The sequence below is a fragment of the Mesorhizobium sp. M0217 genome, assembly GCF_040321955.1.
Classification (GTDB): Bacteria; Pseudomonadota; Alphaproteobacteria; order Rhizobiales; family Rhizobiaceae; genus Mesorhizobium.
Window position 1 is genome coordinate 13,476 of sequence record NZ_JAMYSN010000018.1, and the last position, 23,014, is coordinate 36,489.

At 63.2% G+C, this 23,014-nt stretch carries 25 protein-coding genes; 19 read left to right on the forward strand and 6 right to left on the reverse strand.

All coding sequences use genetic code 11. The features are described 5' to 3' along the window. The first annotated feature begins 40 nt into the window (after positions 1 to 40). The 8 genes from ureC (at position 41) to NKJ18_RS23890 (ending at position 6,326) form a co-directional block, all read left to right on the forward strand. Positions 41 to 1,753, forward strand: a complete 1,713-nt coding sequence (ureC, locus tag NKJ18_RS23855; RefSeq protein ID WP_502906175.1) for an urease subunit alpha — start codon at positions 41 to 43, stop codon at positions 1,751 to 1,753. A gap of 91 nt (positions 1,754 to 1,844) precedes the next feature. Continuing rightward, on the forward strand, positions 1,845 to 2,438 hold the full coding sequence (locus NKJ18_RS23860) for a hypothetical protein (protein WP_023683601.1): 594 nt from the start codon (positions 1,845 to 1,847) through the stop codon (positions 2,436 to 2,438). A 42-nt stretch (positions 2,439 to 2,480) separates the two neighbouring features. After that, positions 2,481 to 3,086, forward strand: coding sequence for a glutathione S-transferase family protein (locus tag NKJ18_RS23865; RefSeq protein ID WP_023683600.1), 606 nt, complete (start codon positions 2,481 to 2,483; stop codon positions 3,084 to 3,086). Beyond that, positions 3,083 to 3,685 (forward strand): urease accessory protein UreE, encoded by a 603-nt coding sequence (gene ureE / locus NKJ18_RS23870; protein WP_023683599.1) that lies wholly within the window; start codon positions 3,083 to 3,085, stop codon positions 3,683 to 3,685. Before NKJ18_RS23865 ends, ureE begins: the two co-directional genes overlap by 4 nt. Further along, positions 3,678 to 4,349, forward strand: coding sequence for an urease accessory protein UreF (locus NKJ18_RS23875; protein WP_352760029.1), 672 nt, complete (start codon positions 3,678 to 3,680; stop codon positions 4,347 to 4,349). Before ureE ends, NKJ18_RS23875 begins: the two co-directional genes overlap by 8 nt. After that, positions 4,346 to 4,786, forward strand: coding sequence for a DUF3995 domain-containing protein (locus tag NKJ18_RS23880; protein ID WP_023683597.1), 441 nt, complete (start codon positions 4,346 to 4,348; stop codon positions 4,784 to 4,786). Before NKJ18_RS23875 ends, NKJ18_RS23880 begins: the two co-directional genes overlap by 4 nt. A 13-nt stretch (positions 4,787 to 4,799) precedes the next feature. Next, a complete protein-coding gene (ureG, locus tag NKJ18_RS23885) occupies positions 4,800 to 5,432 on the forward strand; it encodes an urease accessory protein UreG (RefSeq protein WP_023671240.1) in 633 nt (210 codons plus the stop codon). A gap of 126 nt (positions 5,433 to 5,558) precedes the next feature. After that, positions 5,559 to 6,326: a class II aldolase and adducin N-terminal domain-containing protein gene (locus tag NKJ18_RS23890; RefSeq protein ID WP_023683596.1), complete on the forward strand. Its 768-nt coding sequence runs from the start codon at positions 5,559 to 5,561 to the stop codon at positions 6,324 to 6,326. A gap of 81 nt (positions 6,327 to 6,407) precedes the next feature. On the opposite strand, the gene NKJ18_RS23895 is transcribed toward NKJ18_RS23890, so the two are convergent. Further along, positions 6,408 to 7,040, reverse strand: coding sequence for an HAD family hydrolase (locus NKJ18_RS23895; RefSeq protein ID WP_023671242.1), 633 nt, complete (start codon positions 7,038 to 7,040; stop codon positions 6,408 to 6,410). Positions 7,041 to 7,259: 219 nt separating this feature from the next. On the opposite strand from NKJ18_RS23895, the gene NKJ18_RS23900 reads away from it, so the two are divergent. After that, positions 7,260 to 8,219 (forward strand): sugar-binding transcriptional regulator, encoded by a 960-nt coding sequence (locus NKJ18_RS23900; RefSeq protein ID WP_023671243.1) that lies wholly within the window; start codon positions 7,260 to 7,262, stop codon positions 8,217 to 8,219. Positions 8,220 to 8,254: 35 nt separating this feature from the next. On the opposite strand, the gene NKJ18_RS23905 is transcribed toward NKJ18_RS23900, so the two are convergent. After that, complete coding sequence (locus tag NKJ18_RS23905; protein ID WP_023746512.1) at positions 8,255 to 8,440, reverse strand: hypothetical protein; 186 nt, start codon at positions 8,438 to 8,440, stop codon at positions 8,255 to 8,257. A 110-nt stretch (positions 8,441 to 8,550) separates the two neighbouring features. On the opposite strand from NKJ18_RS23905, the gene NKJ18_RS23910 reads away from it, so the two are divergent. From NKJ18_RS23910 to NKJ18_RS23955, 10 genes are all read left to right on the forward strand, one after another. Further along, positions 8,551 to 9,459 carry a LysR substrate-binding domain-containing protein gene (locus NKJ18_RS23910; RefSeq protein WP_023671245.1) on the forward strand — a complete coding sequence of 303 codons (909 nt, stop codon included), beginning with the start codon at positions 8,551 to 8,553 and terminating at the stop codon, positions 9,457 to 9,459. Positions 9,460 to 9,632: 173 nt separating this feature from the next. Beyond that, the gene (locus NKJ18_RS23915; protein ID WP_023683593.1) at positions 9,633 to 9,914 is read left to right on the forward strand and encodes a hypothetical protein; all 282 of its coding nucleotides are present in this window, start codon (positions 9,633 to 9,635) and stop codon (positions 9,912 to 9,914) included. 242 nt (positions 9,915 to 10,156) lie between these two features. After that, complete coding sequence (locus NKJ18_RS23920; protein ID WP_352759945.1) at positions 10,157 to 11,467, forward strand: ABC transporter substrate-binding protein; 1,311 nt, start codon at positions 10,157 to 10,159, stop codon at positions 11,465 to 11,467. A gap of 122 nt (positions 11,468 to 11,589) precedes the next feature. After that, positions 11,590 to 12,462, forward strand: coding sequence for a carbohydrate ABC transporter permease (locus NKJ18_RS23925; RefSeq protein WP_023711367.1), 873 nt, complete (start codon positions 11,590 to 11,592; stop codon positions 12,460 to 12,462). A gap of 11 nt (positions 12,463 to 12,473) precedes the next feature. Further along, positions 12,474 to 13,298, forward strand: coding sequence for a carbohydrate ABC transporter permease (locus tag NKJ18_RS23930; protein ID WP_023671250.1), 825 nt, complete (start codon positions 12,474 to 12,476; stop codon positions 13,296 to 13,298). A gap of 50 nt (positions 13,299 to 13,348) precedes the next feature. Continuing rightward, the gene (locus NKJ18_RS23935) at positions 13,349 to 14,353 is read left to right on the forward strand and encodes an ABC transporter ATP-binding protein (protein ID WP_023689168.1); all 1,005 of its coding nucleotides are present in this window, start codon (positions 13,349 to 13,351) and stop codon (positions 14,351 to 14,353) included. Beyond that, the gene (locus NKJ18_RS23940; protein WP_352519361.1) at positions 14,350 to 15,120 is read left to right on the forward strand and encodes an L-iditol 2-dehydrogenase; all 771 of its coding nucleotides are present in this window, start codon (positions 14,350 to 14,352) and stop codon (positions 15,118 to 15,120) included. Before NKJ18_RS23935 ends, NKJ18_RS23940 begins: the two co-directional genes overlap by 4 nt. Positions 15,121 to 15,166: 46 nt before the next feature. Next, a complete protein-coding gene (locus NKJ18_RS23945) occupies positions 15,167 to 16,645 on the forward strand; it encodes a mannitol dehydrogenase family protein (RefSeq protein WP_352543903.1) in 1,479 nt (492 codons plus the stop codon). Between the two features lie 11 nt (positions 16,646 to 16,656). Beyond that, positions 16,657 to 17,316, forward strand: a complete 660-nt coding sequence (locus tag NKJ18_RS23950) for an HAD family hydrolase (RefSeq protein ID WP_023683588.1) — start codon at positions 16,657 to 16,659, stop codon at positions 17,314 to 17,316. A 134-nt stretch (positions 17,317 to 17,450) separates the two neighbouring features. After that, positions 17,451 to 19,037, forward strand: coding sequence for an FGGY-family carbohydrate kinase (locus NKJ18_RS23955; protein WP_023750399.1), 1,587 nt, complete (start codon positions 17,451 to 17,453; stop codon positions 19,035 to 19,037). A gap of 54 nt (positions 19,038 to 19,091) precedes the next feature. Here NKJ18_RS23955 and NKJ18_RS23960 read toward each other — a convergent pair whose 3' ends face one another. The 4 genes from NKJ18_RS23960 to NKJ18_RS23975 are packed head-to-tail and all read right to left on the reverse strand — an operon-like array spanning position 19,092 to position 22,941. Beyond that, positions 19,092 to 20,186: an ABC transporter ATP-binding protein gene (locus NKJ18_RS23960; RefSeq protein WP_352759949.1), complete on the reverse strand. Its 1,095-nt coding sequence runs from the start codon at positions 20,184 to 20,186 to the stop codon at positions 19,092 to 19,094. Positions 20,187 to 20,188: 2 nt separating this feature from the next. Beyond that, entirely contained in the window at positions 20,189 to 21,235 is a 1,047-nt protein-coding gene (locus NKJ18_RS23965; protein WP_023700456.1) for an NAD(P)-dependent alcohol dehydrogenase, read from the reverse strand. A gap of 15 nt (positions 21,236 to 21,250) precedes the next feature. Then, complete coding sequence (locus tag NKJ18_RS23970; RefSeq protein WP_023671259.1) at positions 21,251 to 22,063, reverse strand: carbohydrate ABC transporter permease; 813 nt, start codon at positions 22,061 to 22,063, stop codon at positions 21,251 to 21,253. Between the two features lie 11 nt (positions 22,064 to 22,074). Continuing rightward, on the reverse strand, positions 22,075 to 22,941 hold the full coding sequence (locus NKJ18_RS23975; protein ID WP_023826631.1) for a carbohydrate ABC transporter permease: 867 nt from the start codon (positions 22,939 to 22,941) through the stop codon (positions 22,075 to 22,077). Between the last annotated feature and the right edge of the window lie 73 nt (positions 22,942 to 23,014).

A 23,014-nucleotide genomic window follows, 5' to 3' on the forward strand; every position in this document is an offset into this window, starting at 1 on the left:
TTCGGCTGCGGCCGGACTCTCGTTTGGGGAGCATTGACTGATGGCTAGAATTACCCGCGCCGCCTACGCGCAGATGTATGGCCCGACGGTCGGCGACAGAGTGCGCCTGGCCGACACCGAGCTGTTTATCGAGATCGAAAAGGACCTCACCGTCCATGGCGAGGAGGTGAAATTCGGCGGCGGCAAGGTCATCCGCGACGGCATGGGCCAGAGCCAGGTGTCGCGCGCCGGCGGCGCGGTCGACACCGTCATCACCAATGCGCTGGTGGTCGATGCCTCAGCCGGCATCTTCAAGGCCGATATCGGTCTCAGGGACGGCCGCATAGCGGCGATCGGCAAGGCCGGCAATCCCGACACGCAGGACGGCGTCACCATCATCATCGGACCAGGCACGGAAATCATCGCCGGCGAGGGCAAGATCCTCACCGCCGGCGGCTTCGACGCGCATATCCATTTCATCTGCCCGCAACAGATCGACGAAGCGCTGATGTCGGGCATCACCACCATGCTCGGCGGCGGCACCGGCCCGGCTCACGGCACGCTGGCCACCACCTGCACGCCGGGACCGTGGCACATGGCGCGCATGATCCAGTCTTTTGACGCTTTCCCGATGAACATCGGCCTGTCCGGCAAGGGCAATGCGTCCTTGCCGGCAGCGCTCGAGGAAATGGTGCTTGGCGGCGCCTGCTCGCTGAAGCTGCACGAGGATTGGGGGACGACGCCGGCGGCCATCGACTGCTGCCTGTCGGTTGCCGACGATTACGACGTGCAGGTGATGATCCACACCGACACGCTGAACGAATCCGGCTTTGTGGAGAACACCGTCGCCGCCATCAAGGGCCGCACCATCCACGCCTTCCACACCGAAGGCGCCGGCGGCGGCCATGCGCCCGATATCATCAAGGTCTGCGGCCTGCCCAACGTCATTCCGTCTTCGACCAACCCGACGCGGCCCTACACCGTCAACACGCTGGCCGAGCATCTCGACATGCTGATGGTCTGCCACCATCTGTCGCCGTCGATCCCTGAAGACATCGCCTTTGCCGAAAGCCGTATCCGCAAGGAGACCATCGCGGCGGAAGACATTCTGCACGATATCGGCGCCTTCTCGATCATCTCGTCGGACTCGCAGGCCATGGGCCGTGTCGGCGAGGTGGCGATCCGCACCTGGCAGACCGCCGACAAGATGAAGCGCCAGCGCGGGTCATTGCCGCAGGAGACCGGCAACAACGACAATTTCCGCGTCCGCCGCTACATCGCCAAATACACCATCAACCCGGCCATCGCGCATGGGCTGTCCAGGGACATCGGGTCGATCGCGGTCGGCAAGCGCGCCGATCTGGTGCTGTGGAACCCAGCCTTCTTCGGCGTCAAACCGGACATGGTGCTGATCGGCGGCATGATAGCCGCAGCCCCGATGGGCGACCCAAACGCCTCTATCCCGACACCGCAGCCGATGCACTACCGCCCGATGTTCGGCGCCTATGGCAAGGCCAGGACCAACTCGTCGGTGACGTTCGTTTCCAAGGCGGCTCTGGACTCAGGCCTGCATGGCAGGCTCGGCGTCGACAAGCAGTTCGTCGCGGTCGAAAATACCCGTGGCGGCATCGGCAAGCATTCGATGGTGCTCAACGACGCTACGCCGCATGTCGAAGTCGACCCGGAGACTTACGAGGTGCGCGCCGATGGCGAGCTACTGACCTGCGAGCCGGCAAGCGTGCTACCGATGGCGCAGCGGTATTTCCTGTTTTGAGGCGAGGGGCGATTTGATCGACCCGGCAAATTCCGTTGCGACCCGGTCGGTCCCACCGCAATATGCGGCTCAAAGAACCGCGTAGCAGGTCATGGTCACCGAAATAGCCTCCGCCCACGACATCTTCCCGCATATCCGCATCGTCATGGGCATGGTGATCGGACTTGGCGTCGCTCGCCTGCTGTCGGGGGTGGCGCGAATCGTCCAGCATCCCGGCCAGTACAGGCTCTATCCCGTGCACCTCGGCTGGGTCGCCTCCATGCTGTTGCTGCTGGTGCATTTCTGGTGGTGGGAGTTCGGCCTCTACACCATAGAGGTCTGGACTTTCGGCAAGTACCTGTTCCTGATCTTCTACGCCATCACGCTGTTCCTGCTGTGCGCGCTGCTGTTTCCGGATTCGATGCTCGACTACACCAGCTACGAGGATTTCTTCTATTCACGCCGTGGCTGGTTCTTCGGCCTGCTGGCGACGACCTATCTGCTCGACGTCGTCGACACGCTGCTGAAGGGTCCCGAGCATTTCGCCCGCTACGGCAATGAATATCTGTTCCGAACGCCGGTTTTCGTGGTGTTGTGCATCGCCGCCATACTGGTGCGTGACCGCCGCTTCCACATCGCATTCGTCGCCGGCACGCTGATCTATCAGATATCGTTCATCCTGCGGCTCTTCGACACCATCGTCTGAACAGTGGCTATGGTTTAGGGTCGCAGGAAAGAGGGTTCAACCATGTACAAGGCCATCGGATCGCGTGGATCCCGCGTCAGCCGCGTTCTGTGGATGCTCGAGGAACTCGGGCAGCCCTATGAATTCGTCGAGGTCAAATTGCGTTCGCCCGAAGCCTATGCGCTCAACCCGTCGGGCAAGGTGCCGATCCTGATCGATGGCGAACTGACGGTGACTGATTCGGCGGCAATCTGCGTCTATCTCGCCGACAAGCACGCCGACAAAGGCATGGGCGCCAATCCAGGTGTGGCCGGACGCGCCGAAATGGATTCCTGGATGCATTTTGCCCAGTCCGAGTTCGAAGCGCCGCTGTGGAACAAGCTGCGCCACCGCTTCCTGTTGCCGAAGGACGTGCGGGTCGATGTCGGCCCCGCCGCCGCCTACGATTTCGCCTCGGAGGCCAAGGCGCTCGACGGCCGGCTGGGGGATCGGGAGTTTGCGCTGGGCGACCGGTTTTCCGCCGTCGACGTGCTGTTGGGCGACATGGGCGGCTGGGCCCGCGCCGGAAAATTTCCGATCGAATCCGAGCGCGTCAACGCGTATTTCGACCGCGTCCTGGCGCGGCCTGCCCGTGCGAGAGCCCAGGCTAACGGTGGAGCCATGCGATGAAACTCAACCTGAACACCGACTTCACCAAGTTCCCCCGGGCCGTCTCGGTGGTGCCTGCCGGCACTGCCGGAACTACGCCGCCATCCGGCCGTGCCGTCCTGCCCCATGACGAGCGTCATTTGCGCCGCCGCGCCATTGAGCTTGCCGACGGCAGCAAGGTGCTGGTCGATCTGCCCGAGCCCGTGACCTTGAACGATGGCGACCGGCTGGTGCTGGAGGATGGCGGCCAGGTCGAGATCACCGCGGCACCCGAAGAGGTCTATGATATCCGCGCCCGCGATGCGGTGCATCTGACGGAGCTTGCCTGGCATATCGGCAACCGCCATCTGGCGGCAGCGATCGAGCCCGGCCGCATCCTGATCCTGCGCGACCATGTCATCAAGGCTATGCTGGAAGGGCTGGGCGCCACGGTCCGCGAAGTCTCCGAACCGTTCAAGCCGGTGCGCGGCGCCTATTCCGCCCAAGGTGCGCATGGTCACGATCATGGCCATGCGCATGCGCACGCCGAAGCGCATTCCCATGATGGACGTTCCCACGCACACAGCGAGTCGCATTCGCACAGCCATTCCCATGACGGGCACCATCACGATCATGACTGACCAGCCATCCGGCATCGCTTTGCTGCGGCTCATGGCGTGGCTGTCGCCGGCCTTTCCGGTCGGCGGCTTTGCCTACAGCCATGGCCTCGAACGCGCCGGGCAAGACGGGCTGGTTGCCGATACCGCCAGCCTCGCCTTCTGGCTGGAGACGCTGGTCGAGATGGGCTCGGGCTGGAACGACGCCGTGCTCTTCACGGAAGCCTGGCGCCGCGCCCGCGACGGCGGCGATCTCCATGAAATTGCCGATCTCGCCGAAGCGCTGGCCGGCTCGCGTGAGCGTCACACCGAAACCATGCTGCAAGGCGCCGCCTTCCTGAAAGCGGCAGCGGCTTGGGCGAATCCGGCGTTGGGCCGCCTGCCGGCCGAATGCGCCTACTGTGTCGCCGTCGGCGCCGTTGCCGGCGGCAACGGCATCGCGCTTCAGGACGCGATGTCGGCCTTCCTGCAGGCCTTCTTCTCCAACCTCGTCCAGGCGGCGATCCGACTCGGAATCGTCGGCCAGACGGACGCTATGGCCTTGCTCGCCGGCTTCGAGCCGTTGGCGCTGTCGACGGCCGCGCGCGCCGCCGGCTCGACATTGGACGATCTCGGCGGCTGCGCCTTCATCTCCGACATCATGGCGATGAAGCACGAGACGCAGTATTCCAGGCTGTTCCGCTCATGATCGTCCTCGCCTTCGCCCTCTCGGCCGTCCTGCTGCTGATCACCGCGCTGCATGTCTATTGGGGCCTTGGCGGCATCTGGCCGGGCAGGGACGGCGTCTCCTGCGCCCACGCCGTCGTCGGCTTTCGCGGCGTCGACGAGATGCCGACGCCGTTTGCCTGTCTCGCCGTTGCCGCGTGCCTGTGCCTCGCAACCCTGTGGCCGCTGGCGCTGACCGGGGTCTTCGCCACCCCCTTTCCAAGGGAAGGCCTTGCCGCCACAGCGCTGCTCATAGGGCTGGTCTTCCTCGGCCGCGGCATTGCCGGCTTCACGCCGTGGTGGCGCCGTCTGGCGCCGGAACAGCCTTTTGCGCGGCTCGATGTCAGCTTCTATTCGCCGCTCTGCCTGTTGATCGGGCTCAGCTTCGCCATCCTCGCCATCACGGAGTTTTCGGCATGACGGATTTTTCGCTATGACTCAGGCCAACGGTCCCCTGCGTATCGGCATCGGCGGTCCCGTCGGCTCCGGCAAGACGACGCTCACCGAAAAGCTCTGCAAGGCGCTGCGCGACGATTTCTCCATCGCCGTCGTCACCAACGACATCTACACCAAGGAAGACGCCATGATGCTGGCCCGCCTGCAGGCGCTGCCTGAGGACCGCATCGTCGGCGTGGAGACCGGCGGCTGCCCGCACACCGCCATCCGTGAGGACGCCTCGATCAATTTGCAGGCGATCGCCGGACTGAACAGGAAATTCCCCGACCTCGACATCGTCTTCATCGAATCCGGCGGCGACAATCTTGCCGCCACCTTCTCGCCCGACCTCGCCGACCTGACCCTCTATGTCATCTCGGTCTGCCAGGGCGAGGAAATCCCCAGGAAGGGCGGGCCGGCGATCACCCGTTCCGATTTCCTGGTCATCAACAAGAGCGATCTGGCGCCCTATGTGAACGTCAACCTCGATGTCATGGAGAGCGATGCCGCCCGCATGCGCGGCAAGCGCCCGTTCGGTTTCACCGACCTGTCGCGCGGCAAGGGCCTGCAGGAAGTCATCGACTTCATCGTCGAACATGGCGGGCTGCAGTCGGCCCGCTCGGCGGCGTAATGCATGTCGCCCAAAAGTGCGTAGCGGTTTTGGGACAACGGACAATGCGAAGACAGCCTGCCCCAGCAGTTTGCGGTTGCTGGCCACGGCCGAGCGCGGCATTCTCTTAAAAACGGAGGTTTTCGGATGAGCATCGCCCGCCTGCAAAAGGAAACGCTGACCAACCTGCCCTATTATGAGGAGCGCGTCGACCTTGCCGCCGCCTTCCGCTGGACGGCGCGGCTCAACATGCATGAGGCGGTGGCCAACCACTTCTCGCTGTCGGTCAACGAGGACGGCAGCAAATTCCTGATGAACCCCAACCAGGTGCATTTCTCGCGCATCAAGGCGAGCGACCTTTTGCTGATCGACGCCAACGATCCCGAGACGCTGACCAGTCCCAACGCCCCTGACCCTACCGCCTGGGGCCTGCACGGCGCCATTCACCGCAACGTGCCGCATGCGCGCTGCACCATGCATGTGCATTCCATTCATGCCACCGTGCTTGCATCGCTGGCCGACTCGACCCTGCCGCCGATCGATCAGAACTCGGCCATGTTCTTCAACCGCCACGTCGTCGACGCCCATTATGGCGGGCTGGCCTTCGAGGAAGAGGGCGAGCGCTGCTCGCAACTGCTCACCGACCCTAAGGTCAAGGTGATGGTGATGGGCAATCACGGCGTCATGGTCATCGGCGACACCGTCGCCGACGCCTTCAACCGCATGTTCTATTTCGAACGCGCCGCCGAGACCTACATCAAGGCGCTGTGGACCGGCCGTCCGCTGCGCACGCTGTCCGACGCCATTGCCGAAAAGGCCGCCAGCGAAATGGACGACTATCCCGGCCAGGCGGAGCGTCACCTCGCCGAGCTGAAGGCGATCCTCGACGACGAAGAGCCGGTGTACCGCAGCTGAATGAGTTCACCCTTCTCCCCGTTCACGGGGAGAAGGTCCCGCCAGGGGGATGAGGGGCAGCGCCGACGTTCATAGGCTCACTCAGAGTCCCAACTGAGCCCGCAACTCTTCCGCACTGTTGATCACGACAGCGCCCTTCGGTCCTGCCATCGGCGCTTCCGGCCAGAAGATCGTCCGCATCCCCGCGGCCAGGCCTGATGTGGCGCCGGTAACGCTGTCGTCGACAGCCACCGCGTCTGAAGGATCGACGCCGGCCAGCCATGCGGCGCGCAGGAACGGTTCGGGATGCGGCTTGCCTTCGCGCACGTCGTTTCGGCTGATCGTGCGCATGCCGGGATAGATCAGGCCGACGGCGCTCAGATTTGCATCGACGATCACCCGGTCGGAATTGGACACCACCGCCTGCTGCACGCCGAGCGCGCGCAATTCGTTGAACACTTCGATCGCGCCGGGGCGCGGCTTCAGCGTCTCGGCCATCGGCATGTAGTGATCGTATTTGCGCACGATCCAGTCGTCGAAGGGCAGGTCGAGGCCGAACTCGCTGCGCAGCATCTCGTAGACCGGTGCGGCGGCGACGCCCAGCACCCGCTCATGCAGGTCGGCCGGCGGCGTGATACCGACGCTGCGCAGCGCCGCCACCAAGGCCGCCTCATGCAGCGGCTCGCTGTCGACCAGCGTGCCGTCCATATCCCAGAAAACCGCTTTCGGCGTCATGCGAGGCTCCTTTGCCGATCCCCTTAAAGCGTTTGTATCAGGAGATAAACCGCCGAGCCCGTCCGCTGGCGATTTTCGCTGGGTTGGTTGCCGCGCGGCGGCCGGATCGAAGCAGCAAGCAATTGCCCTGCCGATAGACAATTGCGCGCCGACACATTCCCTGCAAGACTATGACGCTTCGCCTAAGGGCGGGCAAAGGGGCAGGGCTGGAGGCACATTTTGAATTCGCGGCAAGACGGCGGCAGCAGCAGGCTGGACGAGGCAGCGCGCGCCGGCTGGCTTTATTATGTTGCCGGCAACACCCAGGACCAGATCGCCGCCACGCTCGGCATTTCCCGGCAGACGGCGCAGCGGCTGGTGTCGCTGGCGGTGTCGGAGGGGCTGATCAAGGTTCGCGTCGATCACCCGATCGCCAATTGCCTTGATCTCGCAGCTAGACTGAAGTCACGCTTCGCGCTCGACCTCGTCGAAGTGGTGCCGAGCGATCCAACCTCATCCTCGACCACGATCGGCATTGCCGAGGCGGCCGCGGCCGAGATCGAGCGGCGGCTGCGGTCACCGACGCCCATCGTCTTGGCCATCGGCACCGGCCGCACGCTGAAGGCGGCGATCGAGCAATTGCCGCCGATGGAATGCTCGCAGCACAAGGTTGTGTCCTTGACCGGCAACATCTCGCCCGACGGTTCGGCCGCCTTCTACAACGTCATCTTCACCATGGCCGACCGGGTCAAGGCGCGCTCGTTCCCGATGCCGCTGCCGGTCATCGCCTCGTCGCCGGAAGAGCGCGAGATGCTGCTTGCCCAGCCGATGATCCAACCGACGCTGGCGCTGGCCGCGGAAGCCGACGTGACCTTTGTCGGCATCGGCGATCTCGGCCCGAAGGCGCCGCTCTACGAGGACGGTTTTATCTCGGAAAGCGAGCTGAAGGCGTTGCAAAAGGCTGGCGGCGTCGCCGAGATCGTCGGCTGGGTGTTCGATCGGGAAGGCCGCATGATCGAGGGCATCACCAACGACCGGGTATCGTCGGCAGCCTTGCCGTCACGCGAAAAGTCGCTGGTCATTGCGCTCGCCATGGGCGAGCGCAAATTGCCGGGCATCCTGGCCGCTGTGAACCGCCGGCTGGTCAATGGCCTCATCACCGACGAGCGGACCGCCACGGCCTTGCTCGACGGTTCCTGATAGATTAAGCGGCCCATCGATAAAATCCAACACGTTTATTTGCAGCGCCCGGACGGGTCGTTGCCGTCGAGAAAACCCATGTCGCGCTGCAGATGCGGCGACAACTCCCGGACGTCGACGTAGCCGCGCCGGCGGTGCACAAGCAGGGAAAATTCATGCGCCAGCAGGGAAAACCAGCTCTGCGCCGGGGTCGAATGGAGCTTTTGCTGTACCGTGGTCATGATCTTCAGCCTCCGCTATGCTTGAACTTGATTGATCGTTGACACCAGATATCGGCCTGATTGCCTCTTGCCGCCAATCAAACGTCGATCACGACCCATAAGGAGGGCTTATGCCCGATCTCAAGGCACCACAGCTCGCCCAGTTGCCGCCGCTGCAGGCCATCAGGGTGTTCGAAGCCGTCGCGCGGCATCTCTCCTTCACCAAGGCCGCGCAGGAACTCGGCATGACGCAGGCCGCCGCCAGCTACCAGATCAAGCTTCTGGAAGAGCGCATCGGTTCGCCGCTGTTCCTGCGCCAGCCGCGCCAGATTGTGCTGACGGAACCCGGCCAGCGCCTGGCGCCCGCCGTCAGCGAGGCGTTCAGCCTGCTCTCAAGCGCCTATTCCGCCGCGCGTGGGGGCGCCGATGGTGTGCTGTGTGTCTCGACGCTGCTGACCTTTGCCTCGAACTGGCTGGCGCAGCATCTCGGCTCCTTCCAGGTCGCGCATCCGTCGCTGGCGGTGCGCGTCGATACCTCGAACAGGGTGATCGATTTTGCCCGCGAGGACATGGACATCGCTATCCGCTCCGGCAGCGGCAAGTGGCCTGGAGTGGAGACCCATCTTTTGTTCAAGGCCGATTTCACCCCGGTGCTGAGTCCGGCACTCGCTGCCACCATCGGTGGCGTCCACGAACCCGCCGACCTGTTCAAGCTGCCCATTCTCGATCCCGGCGACATCTGGTGGCGGGAATGGTTCGCCCTTGCCGGCGTTCCGGCGGACGAACTTGCCAGGCGCACCGGCACCAGCATGGGCGCGCAGGCCTATGAGGCGAACGCGGCCATCGCCGGCCATGGTGTGGCGATCCTGACCACCGCATTGTTCAAGACCGAGCTCGCCGCCGGCCGCCTGATCCAGCCCTTCGACCTGGTCGGCGACGACGGCCACGCCTATTGGCTGGTCTACCCGACGGCGCGTCGCAACGTGCCGAAGATAAAAGCCTTCCGGGACTGGATCCTGGCCGAGATCGCCTGCGCCTGAGGGCGAGCGACTCGCGGATTGATTTCCGAGATGCAAAGCGAGCCATGGATCCGCGACGAATGCTCGCTTTCGCGGACAAACAGCTGCGATCGGGCCACCCGGTTAACCAAGCTTGACAAAAACGCTGTCGATATCACTCGCCCGGCATAGGCTTGTGCTTGTGACGAACCCAATTGAGCAGGATCAATCGTCTGCAGATTGAAACAGGGTCGATCAGCCGGCTGATGAAAGTCTATCGCGTCGAAGAAATCGAAAACAACACCGTGCGCACGACGCAGGTGATCGAAGCATTTACGCCGTTTCAAGCTGCCGTGAAGGCAATCGGCCGGGAAGTTAGGCTGCGCAAGGACGAGCCCAGCTGGATCCAGGTGACGGAAGTGCTGACCAGAGCCAAGCAAACACGCGACGGCAGGGTTTTCGAATATTCCGTCGGAAGCTACCCGTCCCACGGCTGATGGACTCGGCCCTATCGCTCCCCTGGCGCGACGATTGGGTTGCGATGGGTCGGCATCAACGCGCTCTCACATCCCCTGCAAACAGCTTCCCAAATCCGTTCAATATCCTCTACGCGCGCAACGCCGCGCTCCGCCTTGCGTGCTGCGCTGCAGCATCGAATCTGGCTTGACATAATTTATGCCAAGTGAGTAATTGCCCATTACCAAGGCAAATGCTCATCTTGGTTCATGGGAGGAATTTGATGAAACTGCGCACGCTCACCCTGGGCTTGTTGTCGGCCAGCGCTTTCGCTTTTGCCGCACACGCCGAATCCATCACCATCGCCACGGTCAACAATGGCGACATGGTCCGCATGCAAAAGCTGACGGACGACTTCACCAAGGCGAACCCCGACATCCAGCTGAACTGGGTCACGCTCGAAGAGAACGTGCTGCGCGAGCGCGTCACCACCGACATCGCAACCAAGGGCGGCCAGTATGACGTGATGACGATCGGCACCTACGAGGTTCCGATCTGGGCCAAGCAGAGCTGGCTGTTGCCGCTCGACAAGCTCGGCGACGACTATGACGCCAAGGACATCATCCCGGCCATCGCCGGCGGCCTCTCGGTCGACGGCAAGCTCTATGCCGCGCCCTTCTACGGCGAAAGCTCCTTCGTCATGTACCGCAAGGACCTGATCGAGAAGGCCGGGCTGACCATGCCCGATGCCCCGACGTGGGACTTCATCAAGCAGGCGGCCGACAAGATGACCGACCGCGCCAATGGCGTGAACGGCGTATGCCTGCGCGGCAAGGCCGGCTGGGGCGAGAACACGGCGTTCCTGACGGCCATGTCCAACTCGTTTGGCGCCCGCTGGTTCGACGAGAACTGGAAGCCGCAGTTCGACCAACCGGAATGGAAGAACACACTGCAGTTCTATGTCGACCTGATGAAGGCCGACGGTCCGGAAGGCGCTTCGTCCAACGGCTTCAACGAGAATCTGGCTCTGTTCCAGCAAGGCAAGTGCGGCATGTGGATCGACGCCACCGTGGCGGCGTCCTTCGTCTCGGATCCGAAGGCCTCGAAGGCGGCCGACAAGGTCGGTTATGCTTTGGCGCCGGACAATGGCCTCGGCAAGCGCGCCAACTGGCTCTGGGCATGGTCGCTGGCGATCCCCGCAGGCACGCAGAAGGCGGAATCCGCCCAGAAGTTCGTCTCATGGGCGACCAGCAAGCACTATGCGGAACTGGTCGCTTCCAAGGAAGGCTGGGCCAACGTTCCTCCGGGAACGCGTTCCTCGCTCTACGCCAATCCCGAGTACCAGAAGGCGGCCCCGTTCGCCAAGATGACGCTGGACTCGATCAATGCCGCCGATCCGGCGCATCCGACGGTCAAGCCGGTGCCCTATGTCGGTGTGCAGTTCGTCGCCATTCCTGAGTTCCAGGGCCTCGGCACAACCGTTGGCCAGCTGTTCTCGGCGGCGCTCGCCGGCCAGACCAGCGTAGACGACGCGCTCAAGCAGGCGCAGGACGCCGCCACGGCGACCATGACCGAAGGCGGTTATATCAAGTAAGGCTCCTCCCGGTGCCGAACGCCGGTCGCCTCCTGACCGGCGATGGCCGCCCGAGTCCCAGTTCGGGCGGCCGCTTTTTCCCCGCTGTGAAAATTCAGTCCGACTAGTGAAGGGTGACCGTCATGGCTACTCAGCAGACCCGTTCGCTTGCCCGCTTCATGATGGCGCCGTCCGTCGTGTTGCTGTTCGTCTGGATGATCGTGCCGCTGGTCATCACCTTCTGGTTCTCCTTCCAGCAATACAATCCGCTGAACCCGATCCGCGACGGCTTCGTCTGGTTCTCGAACTACTCGCTGTTCTATTCCAACCCGGCATTCCTGCAATCGATCCTGAACACGCTCGTCCTGGTCGGCAGCGTGCTGCTGATCACCGTGATCGGCGGCATCATGCTGGCGCTGTTGATCGATCAGCCGATGTGGGGACAGGGGATCGTGCGCATCCTCGTCATCTCTCCGTTCTTCGTCATGCCGCCGGTGGCTGCACTTGTCTGGAAGAACATGATCATGCACCCGCAATACGGCGTCTTTGCCGACATTGCGCGCTTCTTCGGCGCCCAGCCAATCGACTGGTTCGGGCAGCATCCGATGCTGGCCATCATCATCATCGTCGCCTGGCAATGGCTGCCCTTCGCAACGCTGATCCTTTTGACCGCCCTGCAGTCGCTCGACGGCGAGCAGAAGGAAGCCGCCGAGATGGACGGCGCCGGCTTCGTCAGCCGCTTCATCTATCTGACGCTGCCGCACATGTCGCGCGCCATCACCGTTGTCATCCTGATCCAGACCATCTTCCTGCTGTCGGTCTATGCCGAAATCCTGGTCACCACCAATGGCGGACCCGGCTATGCCTCCACCAACCTGCCCTTCCTCGTCTACCAGAAGGCATTGCTGGAGTTCAAAATCGGCCAGGCATCGGCCGGCGGTGTCATCGCCGTCATTCTCGCCAACATCGTCGCCTTCTTCGCCATGCGCGCGGTCGGCAAGAACCTGGACAAGTAAGGGAGGATACGATGGCACGTGCAGTCACCACCCAACACAAGGTCATTGCGACAGGCGCCGCCTGGATCGTCGCGCTGCTGATCTTCTTCCCGATCCTCTACACGATCATCACCTCGTTCAAGTCGGAGCAGGAGGCCATCCAGGGCTTCGCGCTGATCCCGTCGGGGACGTTCGAGAGCTATACCGAGGTCCAGGCGCAGAGCGGCTACTTCAAGTTCTTCTTCAACTCGGTGCTGCTCTCGGTCGGCTCGACCATCCTGGCCCTGATCGTCGCGGTTCCGGCCGCCTGGTCGATGGCCTTCTCGCCGGGCAAGTGGACCAAGGACATCCTGATGTGGATGCTCTCGACCAAGATGATGCCGGCCGTTGCCGTGCTGTTCCCGATCTACCTCATCTTCCGCGATGCCGGACTGCTCGACAGCCGCATCGGCCTGATGATCATGCTGATGCTGATCAACCTGCCGATCGTGATCTGGATGCTCTACACCTACTTCCGCGAAATCCCCGGCGAGATCCTGGAAGCGGCACGCATGGACGGCGCCACCCTGTGGGGCGAGATCGTCTATGTGCTGACCCCCATGGCCGTGCCGGGCATCGCCTCGACCATGCTGCTCAACATCATCCTGGCGTGGAACGAAGCGTTCTGGACCATCCGCCTGACCACCACCGAGGCGGCGCCGCTGACGGCCTTCATCAGTTCGTTCTCAAGCCCGCAAGGCCTGTTCTGGGCCAAGCTTTCGGCGGCATCGACGCTGGCCATCGCGCCCATCCTGATCATGGGCTGGTTCAGCCAGAAGCAGCTGGTGCGCGGGCTGACCTTCGGTGCGGTAAAATAACGGACGTTGCCTGAAGCAATCCGGCCAAATAACCCCTCGGGGAGGAAACCATGGGAAACATCACGCTCAAGAACGTCTCCAAGCATTTCGGATCGACGGTCATCATTCCAGGCCTCGACCTGGTCATCGAGAATGGCGAGTTCGTCGTCTTCGTCGGGCCGTCGGGTTGCGGCAAGTCCACGTTGCTGCGCCTCATCGCCGGGCTCGAGGACACCAGCGGGGGCACCATCAACATCGATGGCCGTGACGTCACCGGCGAGGCGCCGGCCAAGCGCAAGCTGGCCATGGTATTCCAGTCCTATGCGCTCTATCCGCATATGACGGTGGCCAAGAACATCGGCTTCCCGCTGAAGATGGCGGGCGAGGATGTGGCGACGATCGACAAGAAGGTGAAGGACGCAGCCCGGGTCCTCAACCTCACCAACTATCTCGAACGCCGGCCCGGCCAGCTCTCTGGCGGCCAGCGGCAACGCGTCGCCATCGGCCGCGCCATCGTGCGCCAGCCCTCGGCATTCCTGTTCGACGAGCCGCTGTCCAATCTCGACGCCGCACTGCGCGGCACCATGCGGCTCGAAATCAGCGAGCTGCACCATCAGCTCAAGACGACGATGGTCTACGTCACCCACGACCAGATCGAAGCCATGACCATGGCCGACAAGATCGTCGTGCTCAACGCCGGCAACATCGAACAGGTCGGCTCGCCGATGGAACTCTACAAGTCGCCGAAGAACCTGTTCGTGGCGGGCTTCATCGGTTCGCCGAAAATGAACCTGATCGAAGGTGCGCCGGCGGCCAAATACAACGCCAAGACCATCGGCATTCGTCCTGAGCATATGGGGATATCGACCACGGCGGGCGACTGGAAAGCCCTTGTCGGCGTCGCCGAGCATCTGGGCTCCGACACCTTCCTGCATGTCCAGGCCGACGGCGTCGGTCCGCTGACGGTACGCGCCGATGGCGAACTGGCCGTACGCCACGGCGACACCATCTATTTGACGCCGGACAAGGTCCGCATGCATCGCTTCGGCCCCGACGGAAAGGCGCTGACGCAGTGAGACTGAAAGGCAAATCGGCGCTGATCACCGGATCCGCGCGCGGCATCGGCAGGGCTTTTGCCGAAGCCTATACGCGCGAGGGTGCCACGGTGGCCATTGCCGACATCAATCTGGCGGCTGCCGAAAAGACGGCCGCCGAGATTGGCGCCAACGCCTATCCGGTCAGGCTCGACGTCAGCGACCTTGCTTCGATCCAGGCGGCGGTCAAGGCGGTCGAAACAAAGACCGGCGGCCTCGACATACTGATTAACAATGCTGCCTTGTTCGACTTGGCGCCGATCGTCGAGATCACCGAAGCGAGCTATGACAAATTGTTCTCCGTCAACGTCGCCGGCACTTTGTTCATGCTGCAGGCAGCGGCGCGTTCGATGATCGCAAGGGGCAAGGGCGGCAAGATCATCAACATCGCCAGCCAGGCAGGACGGCGCGGCGAGCCGCTGGTCGCCGTCTATTGCGCCACCAAGGCCGCGGTGATTTCGCTGACCCAGTCCGCCGGGCTCGACCTGATCAAGCACCGCATCAACGTCAATGGCATCGCGCCCGGCGTCGTCGACAGCGATATGTGGGATGAGGTCGATGCGCTGTTCGCCAAATATGAGAACCGGGCGAAGGGCGAGAAGAAGCGGCTGGTCGGCGAGGGCGTGCCCTATGGCCGCATGGGCAAGCCGGAGGACCTGACCGGCATGGCGGTGTTCCTGGCCAGCGACGACGCCGAATACATTGTCGCCCAGACCTACAATGTCGATGGCGGCCAATGGATGAGTTGATGGGCCGGGATCACGCAGGCCGCAGCCCGGCCAAAAGGGTAGAAAAATGACCGTGAAACTCTCCTCCTCGATCCTCTCGGAACTCCCCGCCAAGGTCGCCGGTCCGAAATACGACCGCGCTGCGCTCAAACCCGGTATCGTGCATTTCGGCGTCGGCAATTTCCATCGCTCGCATCAGGCGGTCTATCTCGACGATCTCTTCAATGCAGGCATCGGCCATGACTGGGCGCTGGTCGGCGCCGGGGTCTTCGAGGGCGAAAAAATCGGCCGTTCCAAGCTGCAGGAGCAGGACTGGCTGACCACCGTGGTCGAGCAGGATTCCGATCATATGAGCGCCCGCGTCACCGGCGTCATGATCGACTTCCTGACGCCCGGCGATGCGGATGCGATCATCGACCAGCTCGCCGATCCGGCGATCAAGATCGTCTCGCTGACCATCACGGAAGGCGGTTATTTCATCGATCCGGCCTCCGGCAAGTTCAACCCGACCCACCCCGACATCGTCGCCGACGCACAGGCAGGCACGACGCCGAAGACGGTGTTCGGCCTCATCCTTGCGGGCCTGATGCGCCGCCGGGCCGACGGCATCGTGCCGTTCACCGTCATGTCCTGCGACAACATCCCTCATAATGGCCATGTCACCTCGGATGGCGTCATTGGGCTGGCCCGGCTGATCGACGAGGATCTGGCGAACTGGGTCAGCGACAATGTCGCCTTTCCCAACGGCATGGTCGACCGCATCACGCCCGCCACCTCCGACCGCGAGCGCGGTATTCTCGCCTCGGAGTTCGGCCTTGAGGACAACTGGCCGGTGTTCTGCGAGCCGTTCAAGCAATGGGTGCTGGAAGACCGTTTCACCGACGGCCGCCCACCGCTGGAAAAGGTCGGTGTGCAATTCGTGAGGGATGTCGCGCCCTATGAGCTGATGAAGATCCGCATCCTCAATGGCGGTCATGCCACGATCGCTTATCCCGCAGGGTTGATGGACATCCATTTCGTCCATGAGGCGATGCAGGAGCCGCTGGTGCGCGGCTTCCTCGCCAAGCTCGAGCATGACGAGATCATCCCGACCGTGCCACCGGTGCCGGACACCGTGCTGGAGGATTATTATCAGCTCATCGAGCAGCGCTTTTCCAACCCCAAGATCGGCGACACCATCCGCCGGCTCTGCCTCGACGGTTCCAACCGGCAGCCGAAATTCATCATCCCGACCATTGCCGACCGGCTGAAGGCCGGCAAAGGCGTCGCGGGTCTGGCGCTCGAGTCCGCGCTGTGGTGCCGCTACTGTTTCGGCACCACCGACAGCGGCGCCGACATCGAAGCCAACGATCCCAGCTGGGACCGGCTGCAGGCAAGCGCGAAGGCGGCGAAGGATAAGCCCGGTGCCTGGCTTGCGATGGAGGATATCTATGGCGGTGTCGGCCGCTCGGCGCCGTTCGCCGAGGTCTTTGCCCATGCGCTCAACGTCTTGTGGGCGAATGGCACGCGCGCGACGCTGACGCGCTACATCTCCGGCAAGCTCTGACGCCAGCCGCAATGACGCCCGAACTGGTCATCTTCGACTGTGACGGCGTGCTGGTCGACAGCGAGGCGCTGTCGGTTTCGGCTCTGCTCGGCATGATCTCTGCCGCCGGGGGCTCGGTCAGCGAGGATGCGGCCTACGAGCATTTCCTCGGCAAGAGCATGAAGAGCGTGCGCGAGATACTTCTTCGCGATTTCACCATCGACATCACCGACGTGCATCTGACCGATATGCGCGTCGAGCTGATGCGCAAATTCCGCGAGGAGCTGAAGCCGATTCCCGGCATCAGCGACATCCTGCCGAGGCTGGGCGTGCCCTGCTGCGTCGCTTCCTCCGGCACGCTCGACCGCATTCGCTATGCGCTCGACGTTACCGGCCTGCTCGGCCTGCTCGAGCCCCATCTGTTCAGCGCTGCCATGGTCGCGCGCGGCAAGCCGGCGCCGGATCTTTTTCTCCATGCCGCCGCTGCTATGCGCGCGCATCCCGGTAATTGCATCGTAATCGAGGACAGCCCTGCCGGCATCGCGGCGGCGCGTGCGGCCGGTATGCGCGTCTTTGCTTTCACCGGCGGTTCGCACGCCGGCAACCCGGCCTTGAAAGCGCGGCTTGCGTCGAGTGAACCGGACTTTATATTCGCGGACATGCTGCAATTGCCCGATCTGATTGCAGGCTAGAGCATGATGCCGAAAAGTGTGAAGCGGTTTTCGGACGACATCATGCTCTACTTCTTTGATTTAGAGACGGATTCAGATTTCAGGTCGAACAGACCTGAAATCATACGGCTCTAGGGAGCGAGAGTAAAAGCATCTTGACGAAGAGCTTCGTTTGCGCGGTCGATGTCGGCACCGGGAGCGCCCGCGCGGGCATTCTCGATACGTCAGGCACCTTGCTCGGCCGCGCCGAGCATCCGATCGTCATGAACCAGCCGAAGGCCGATCACGCCGAGCACAATTCGCAGGATATCTGGTCGGCGGTCTGCATCGCGGTGCGTGCCGCGCGCGAAAAGGCCGGTGTGTCAGCCGACGATATTGTCGGCATGTCGTTCGACGCCACCTGCTCGCTGGTGGTGCTGGACAGGAATGCCGGCCAGCTCAGCGTCTCGGTGACGGGCGAACGGCGCTGGGACACCATCGTCTGGCTCGACCATCGCGCCATCGCCGAGGCAGATGAATGCACCGATAGCGGCCACGCCGTACTCGACTATATCGGTGGCGTCATGTCGCCGGAAATGGCGACGCCGAAGCTGATGTGGCTAAAGCGCAATCTGCCGGGAACTTGGCATGAAGCCGGCTACCTATTCGACCTCACCGATTTCCTGACCTGGAAGGCGACCGGGTCGCTGGCGCGCTCGCAATGCACGCTGACCGCCAAATGGACCTATCTGGCGCATGAGGAAACCGGCTGGCGCCGTGACTTCTTCGACAGGGTCGGGCTTGGCGATCTGTTCGAACACGGCAGCCTGCCGGAGAAGGCAAGTGCTGTCGGCGCAGACATCGGCACGCTCACCCCTGAAGCGGCGGCGGAGTTGGGCTTGAGCGAAAACTGTCGGGTCGGCGCCGGCGTCATCGATGCCTATGCCGGCGCGCTTGGCGTGCTCGGCGGCTTTGCTGGCGACGAGCAGAATATCGGCCGCCATCTGGCATTGATCGCCGGCACCTCGTCCTGCGTCATGGCGATGTCGCCCGATCCGCAGCCTTTCGCCGGCGTCTGGGGTCCATACTATGGCGCCGCACTGCCAAAGCTCTGGCTGTCGGAAGGCGGCCAGTCGGCTACCGGGGCTTTGCTCGACCACATCATCCGCTGGCATGGCGCCGGCGGCGAGCCGGATGCGGCCATGCATGCCAAGATCGCCAGGCGCGTCGCCGAACTGCGCAGCACCGAAGGCGACAAGCTGGCGGCGAGGTTGCATGTGCTGCCGGATTTCCACGGCAACCGCTCGCCGCTTGCCGACCCGCATGCCGTCGGCGTGGTCAGCGGGCTGACGCTGGATTCCTCCTTCGACAGTCTGTGCAAGCTGTATTGGCGCACCGCCGTCGGCATCGCGCTCGGCGTGCGCCATGTGCTGGAGGCGCTGAACGAGAACGGCTATCTCATCGACACGCTGCATGTCACCGGCGGCCACACCAAGAACCCGTTGCTGATGGAGCTTTATGCCGACGCCACCGGCTGCGCGGTGATCGAGCCGCTGGCCGACGAAGCCGTTCTGCTCGGCACCGGCATGGTCGCCGCCACCGCGGCCGGTCTGTTCCCGGACCTGAATGCCGCTTGCGTCGCCATGCAGCAAGGCGGCAGGGCGCGCACCTCGAACCCGGCCGCGTCAGGCCGCTTCGACCGCGACTACAGGATTTTCCTCGAAATGCACCGCCAGCGGCAGGAGCTCGACGCCATCAGCTAGAGCAATTCCAGGAAAAGTGTGAAACGGTTTTCCGTCCGGAATTGCGTACCAAATCTAGGCCTCCTCTCGCCGGCTCAAGGATGCGCCGGTCGCCGCGTCGAACAGATGCACGCTCTCCTCCTCGAATGTGTAGCGCACAGGCGCGCGCAACGCCGGGCATTCGCGGGCCGATACCAATGCGCCGACCTCCTTGCCGCCGCAGGCGAACGTCACCAGCGCGTCATTGCCATGGAACTCGATGAGGTCGGCGGTGCCTTGCAGAAGATTGATGCTCTGAGCGCCGGCGGTCTTCAGGTCCGGCGGTCGGATTCCAAGCACGGCGCGCTGGACGCCGCGTAGATCGAAGCCCGAGCCTTCTATGGAGAAGCTCGAGCCGCCGCCTGTCAGCGTCCAGCGTTCGTCCTTCCGCCCGACGGCCACGTCGATGAAATTCATGTTCGGCGTACCGATGAAGCCGGCGACGAACAGATTGCCCGGCTGGCGATAGATCTCCGCAGGCGAGCCGATCTGTTCGATAACGCCATCCCTGAGCAGCACGATCCGGTCGGCCAGCGTCATCGCTTCCAACTGATCGTGGGTGACATAGACGGTGGTGGTCTTCAGCGACTGATGCAGCCGGGCGATCTCGACCCGCATGTGGTTGCGCAGCTTGGCATCTAGATTGGACAGCGGCTCGTCGAACAGGAACACTTTCGGCGTCTTGATCATGGCGCGCGCAATCGCCACGCGCTGCTGCTGGCCGCCGGAAAGTTCGGTCGGCTTGCGGGCGAGGTAAGGTTCGAGGCCGAGCGTCGTTGCCACCGCCTCGACCCGCTTCCGGATCTCGGCCGGGGGCACTTTCTGTCGCTTGAGCCCAAAGGCGATGTTGTCGAAGATCGTCATATGCGGGTAGAGCGCATAGTTCTGGAAAACCATGGCAATGCCGCGCTCGCCGGGCTCGAGATCGTTGACCACTTTGCCGCCGATCGACACTTCCCCGCCGCTGATATCCTCCAGTCCGGCCAGCATCCTGAGCAAGGTCGACTTGCCGCAGCCGGACGGGCCGAGGAATACGACGAATTCGTGCTCCTCGATCGAGAGATTGAGGTCTCGGATGACGGTAGTGGCGCCGTAAGCCTTGTCGACATGGGAGCAAACGATCGCGGACATGGTCAGCCCTTCTCGCCGGTAAGAAGGATTTGCAGCTTGACGTCTTGCGGCTTGCCTTGCGCCGCCCGCTCGAAGGCCTCGATGCTGTCCGAGAAATCATAAGTGCCGGTGATCAGCGGCTTGAGGTCGACCTTCCCCGAGGCGATCAGCTGCAGCGCGCGGTCGAAGATGTTGGCGTAACGGAACACCGTCTCGATGCGCACTTCCTTGGAGATCGCCGCCGGAACGTTGAGGCTGACCGGTTCGACCGGCAGTCCGACCAGCACCACCGCGCCGCCCGGCCGCACGACATCGAACAGGTCGGAGAATGCCTTCGGGCTGCCGCTCGCCTCGAACACGATATCCGCGCCCCAATTGTCGGTCGCGGCGGAGACTGCGTCGACCAGCGATTGCTCACCTATATTGACCGGCACGATGCCGGGATATTGCGCGGCAATCTTGAGCTTGGGTGCGGAAAAATCGGAGATCAGCACCTTCGAGCAGCCGCCGGCCAGCGCCGCCAGCGCGATCATGATGCCGATCGGGCCGCAGCCGACGACGACGGCGACGTCGCCAGGCACGATGCGGGCGCGGCGCGCCGCCTGCATGCCGATGGCAAAGGGTTCGACCATCGCGCCTTCGGCGAAGGTGACATTGTCCGGCAGTCTGTAGGTGAAGGCGGCCGGGTGCACGGCATAGGGCGCCAGCACGCCATGCACAGGCGGCGTCGCCCAGAAGGAGACGTCAGGGTCGACATTGTAGATGCCGAGCCTGGTCGCGCGCGACGACAGGTTCGGCACGCCCGGCTCCATGCAGACGCGGTCGCCGACCTTCAGCGTGCCGACATTGGCGCCGATCTCGACGATCGTTCCCGCGGCTTCGTGGCCGAGCACCATCGGGGCCCGCACGACATAGCTGCCGATGGCGCCATGGGTGTAATAGTGCACGTCGCTGCCGCAGACGCCGACCGTGTGGATGGCGATCTTGACATCGCCCGGTCCGACGTCGAGCGGCAGCGCGATCTCGCGCAGCGACAGTTCGCCTTTTTTCTCAAGCACCAGTGCCCGCATAGGTAAGTCCTCGCATCAAGTCTTTTTTTGCCGGAAAACGGAATTCAGGAAGCCGCTGAGCACGCCGAGGAACAGCAGCGGCGGTAGCGACAACAGCACGACCGAGGCGTTGAGGATTCCCCACGGCACGTTCATGCCTTGCTGTGAAAGTTCGGAAGCGACGATCGGCAATGTCTTGGCGTTGGAACTGGACAGCATCAGCGCGATCAGGAATTCGTTCCACACCAGCACGAAGCTGAAGGCGACGGCGCCGATCAGCGAGCGCGCCGCTACCGGCAGCGCAATGCGCCAGAACACCGAGTAAGCGCCGTAGCCGTCGACGAAAGCGGCTTCCTCGATTTCCTTCGGCACGGCCTGGAAGGCGGGAATGGCGAGCCACATGATCACCGAGATGGTGAGCAGCGAATAGGTGACGATCAGCGCCGGCAAGGTGTCGTAGAGCCCGATCTGCAGCCAGATCACCATCAGCGGAATGGCGACTGCCACCGGGGGCAGGAAGCGCAGCGACAACACGAAGAACTGGATGTCGCCAGCGAAGCGATTGGGATAGCGCGCCACCGCATAGGCTGCCGGAAGGCCGAGCATGACGCCGATCAGCACGGCGACGCCGCAGGAAATGACCGAGTTATAGAGACCAGTCATGACGCTGTCGCGGCCGATGATGTAGCTGATATTGTCGAAGGTCGGGGTAAACACCAGGCGCGGCACGCGGGTGATGATGTCGACATTGTTCTTCAGCGAATTGACCGCCGTCCAGGCGAGCGGAAACACCGCCATGAAGCCGGCGAAGGCCAGGATGATCTTGCCGATAAGGCGGCCCGGTCTCATGCGATACGGCCTCATGCCTGCACCCGCTTCCACAGCATGGTGAAGGTGATGACAGTCGCGATCATCATCAGCACCGCCATGGCCGAGGCATAGGACACCTTGCCGGATTCGATGAAGCCTTGCGAGAAGGCGTACATATCGAGCGTCTCGGTCGCCACGCCCGGCCCGCCGCGCGTCATCACATAAATCAGGTCGAAGGAGCGCAGCGATTCGATCATCTTGACGAACATCAGGCTGATCAGCGGCGCCTTCAGCATAGGCAAGGTCACATAGGCATGGATCTGCCAGCGTTTGGCGTGGTCGAGCCGCGCCGCTTCGATCGGCTGCGGCGGCAAGGTCTCCAGAAGCTTCAGCACGATGACCGCGAAGAACAGTCCCCACTGCCAGACATCGACCGAGGCGACGGCAAACAGGGCCGTCGACGGCTTCGACAGCGGGTCGAAGATCAGCCCGCCGGTGATCAGCCTGTAGGGATAGGTGGCGATGCCGTAGAGCGGATGATAGGCGAACTTCCACACGAAAGCCGCCGACACGCGCGGCAACAGCACCGGGATGATGAACAGCAGGCAGTAGATGTTGCGCAGCCGCGGCGACGCCACTTCGAACATCAGCACGCCGAGCCCGATGGCCACCATCATCGTTGCCACGACGGTGACGATTTCCCACTTCACCGAAACCCAGACCGCGTTGAGGAAACGCCGGTCGGCGAACAGGTCGATGAAGTTCGACAACCAGACCCAGGAATAGTCCGAGGAGCTCAGCTCGCGGTTCTGCAGGGCGATGACGATGGCGTAGAGCGTCGGCACCATCGACAGCACCAGAAGAATGGTGAGCGTCGGAACCAGAAACGTCACGGGCAGGGAAGAGCGTCGGCGCATGGCCTATCCTCGGGCTGTGCCTTTTTTGGGGAGAACCCGCGGCGCACAGGACCCGGCATCCGGTCGAATGCCG

Excerpts from the sequence above, each read along its gene's own strand:
- ureC (WP_502906175.1), top strand. The coding sequence starts at position 41 with ATGGCTAGAATTACCCGCGCCGCCTACGCGCAGATGTATGGCCCGACG.
- NKJ18_RS23860 (WP_023683601.1), top strand. The coding sequence starts at position 1,845 with ATGGTCACCGAAATAGCCTCCGCCCACGACATCTTCCCGCATATCCGC.
- NKJ18_RS23865 (WP_023683600.1), top strand. The coding sequence starts at position 2,481 with ATGTACAAGGCCATCGGATCGCGTGGATCCCGCGTCAGCCGCGTTCTG.
- ureE (WP_023683599.1), top strand. The coding sequence starts at position 3,083 with ATGAAACTCAACCTGAACACCGACTTCACCAAGTTCCCCCGGGCCGTC.
- NKJ18_RS23875 (WP_352760029.1), top strand. The coding sequence starts at position 3,678 with ATGACTGACCAGCCATCCGGCATCGCTTTGCTGCGGCTCATGGCGTGG.
- NKJ18_RS23880 (WP_023683597.1), top strand. The coding sequence starts at position 4,346 with ATGATCGTCCTCGCCTTCGCCCTCTCGGCCGTCCTGCTGCTGATCACC.
- ureG (WP_023671240.1), top strand. The coding sequence starts at position 4,800 with ATGACTCAGGCCAACGGTCCCCTGCGTATCGGCATCGGCGGTCCCGTC.
- NKJ18_RS23890 (WP_023683596.1), top strand. The coding sequence starts at position 5,559 with ATGAGCATCGCCCGCCTGCAAAAGGAAACGCTGACCAACCTGCCCTAT.
- NKJ18_RS23895 (WP_023671242.1), bottom strand. The coding sequence starts at position 7,040 with ATGACGCCGAAAGCGGTTTTCTGGGATATGGACGGCACGCTGGTCGAC.
- NKJ18_RS23905 (WP_023746512.1), bottom strand. The coding sequence starts at position 8,440 with ATGACCACGGTACAGCAAAAGCTCCATTCGACCCCGGCGCAGAGCTGG.
- NKJ18_RS23910 (WP_023671245.1), top strand. The coding sequence starts at position 8,551 with ATGCCCGATCTCAAGGCACCACAGCTCGCCCAGTTGCCGCCGCTGCAG.
- NKJ18_RS23920 (WP_352759945.1), top strand. The coding sequence starts at position 10,157 with ATGAAACTGCGCACGCTCACCCTGGGCTTGTTGTCGGCCAGCGCTTTC.
- NKJ18_RS23925 (WP_023711367.1), top strand. The coding sequence starts at position 11,590 with ATGGCTACTCAGCAGACCCGTTCGCTTGCCCGCTTCATGATGGCGCCG.
- NKJ18_RS23930 (WP_023671250.1), top strand. The coding sequence starts at position 12,474 with ATGGCACGTGCAGTCACCACCCAACACAAGGTCATTGCGACAGGCGCC.
- NKJ18_RS23935 (WP_023689168.1), top strand. The coding sequence starts at position 13,349 with ATGGGAAACATCACGCTCAAGAACGTCTCCAAGCATTTCGGATCGACG.
- NKJ18_RS23945 (WP_352543903.1), top strand. The coding sequence starts at position 15,167 with ATGACCGTGAAACTCTCCTCCTCGATCCTCTCGGAACTCCCCGCCAAG.
- NKJ18_RS23950 (WP_023683588.1), top strand. The coding sequence starts at position 16,657 with ATGACGCCCGAACTGGTCATCTTCGACTGTGACGGCGTGCTGGTCGAC.
- NKJ18_RS23960 (WP_352759949.1), bottom strand. The coding sequence starts at position 20,186 with ATGTCCGCGATCGTTTGCTCCCATGTCGACAAGGCTTACGGCGCCACT.
- NKJ18_RS23965 (WP_023700456.1), bottom strand. The coding sequence starts at position 21,235 with ATGCGGGCACTGGTGCTTGAGAAAAAAGGCGAACTGTCGCTGCGCGAG.
- NKJ18_RS23970 (WP_023671259.1), bottom strand. The coding sequence starts at position 22,063 with ATGAGACCGGGCCGCCTTATCGGCAAGATCATCCTGGCCTTCGCCGGC.
- NKJ18_RS23975 (WP_023826631.1), bottom strand. The coding sequence starts at position 22,941 with ATGCGCCGACGCTCTTCCCTGCCCGTGACGTTTCTGGTTCCGACGCTC.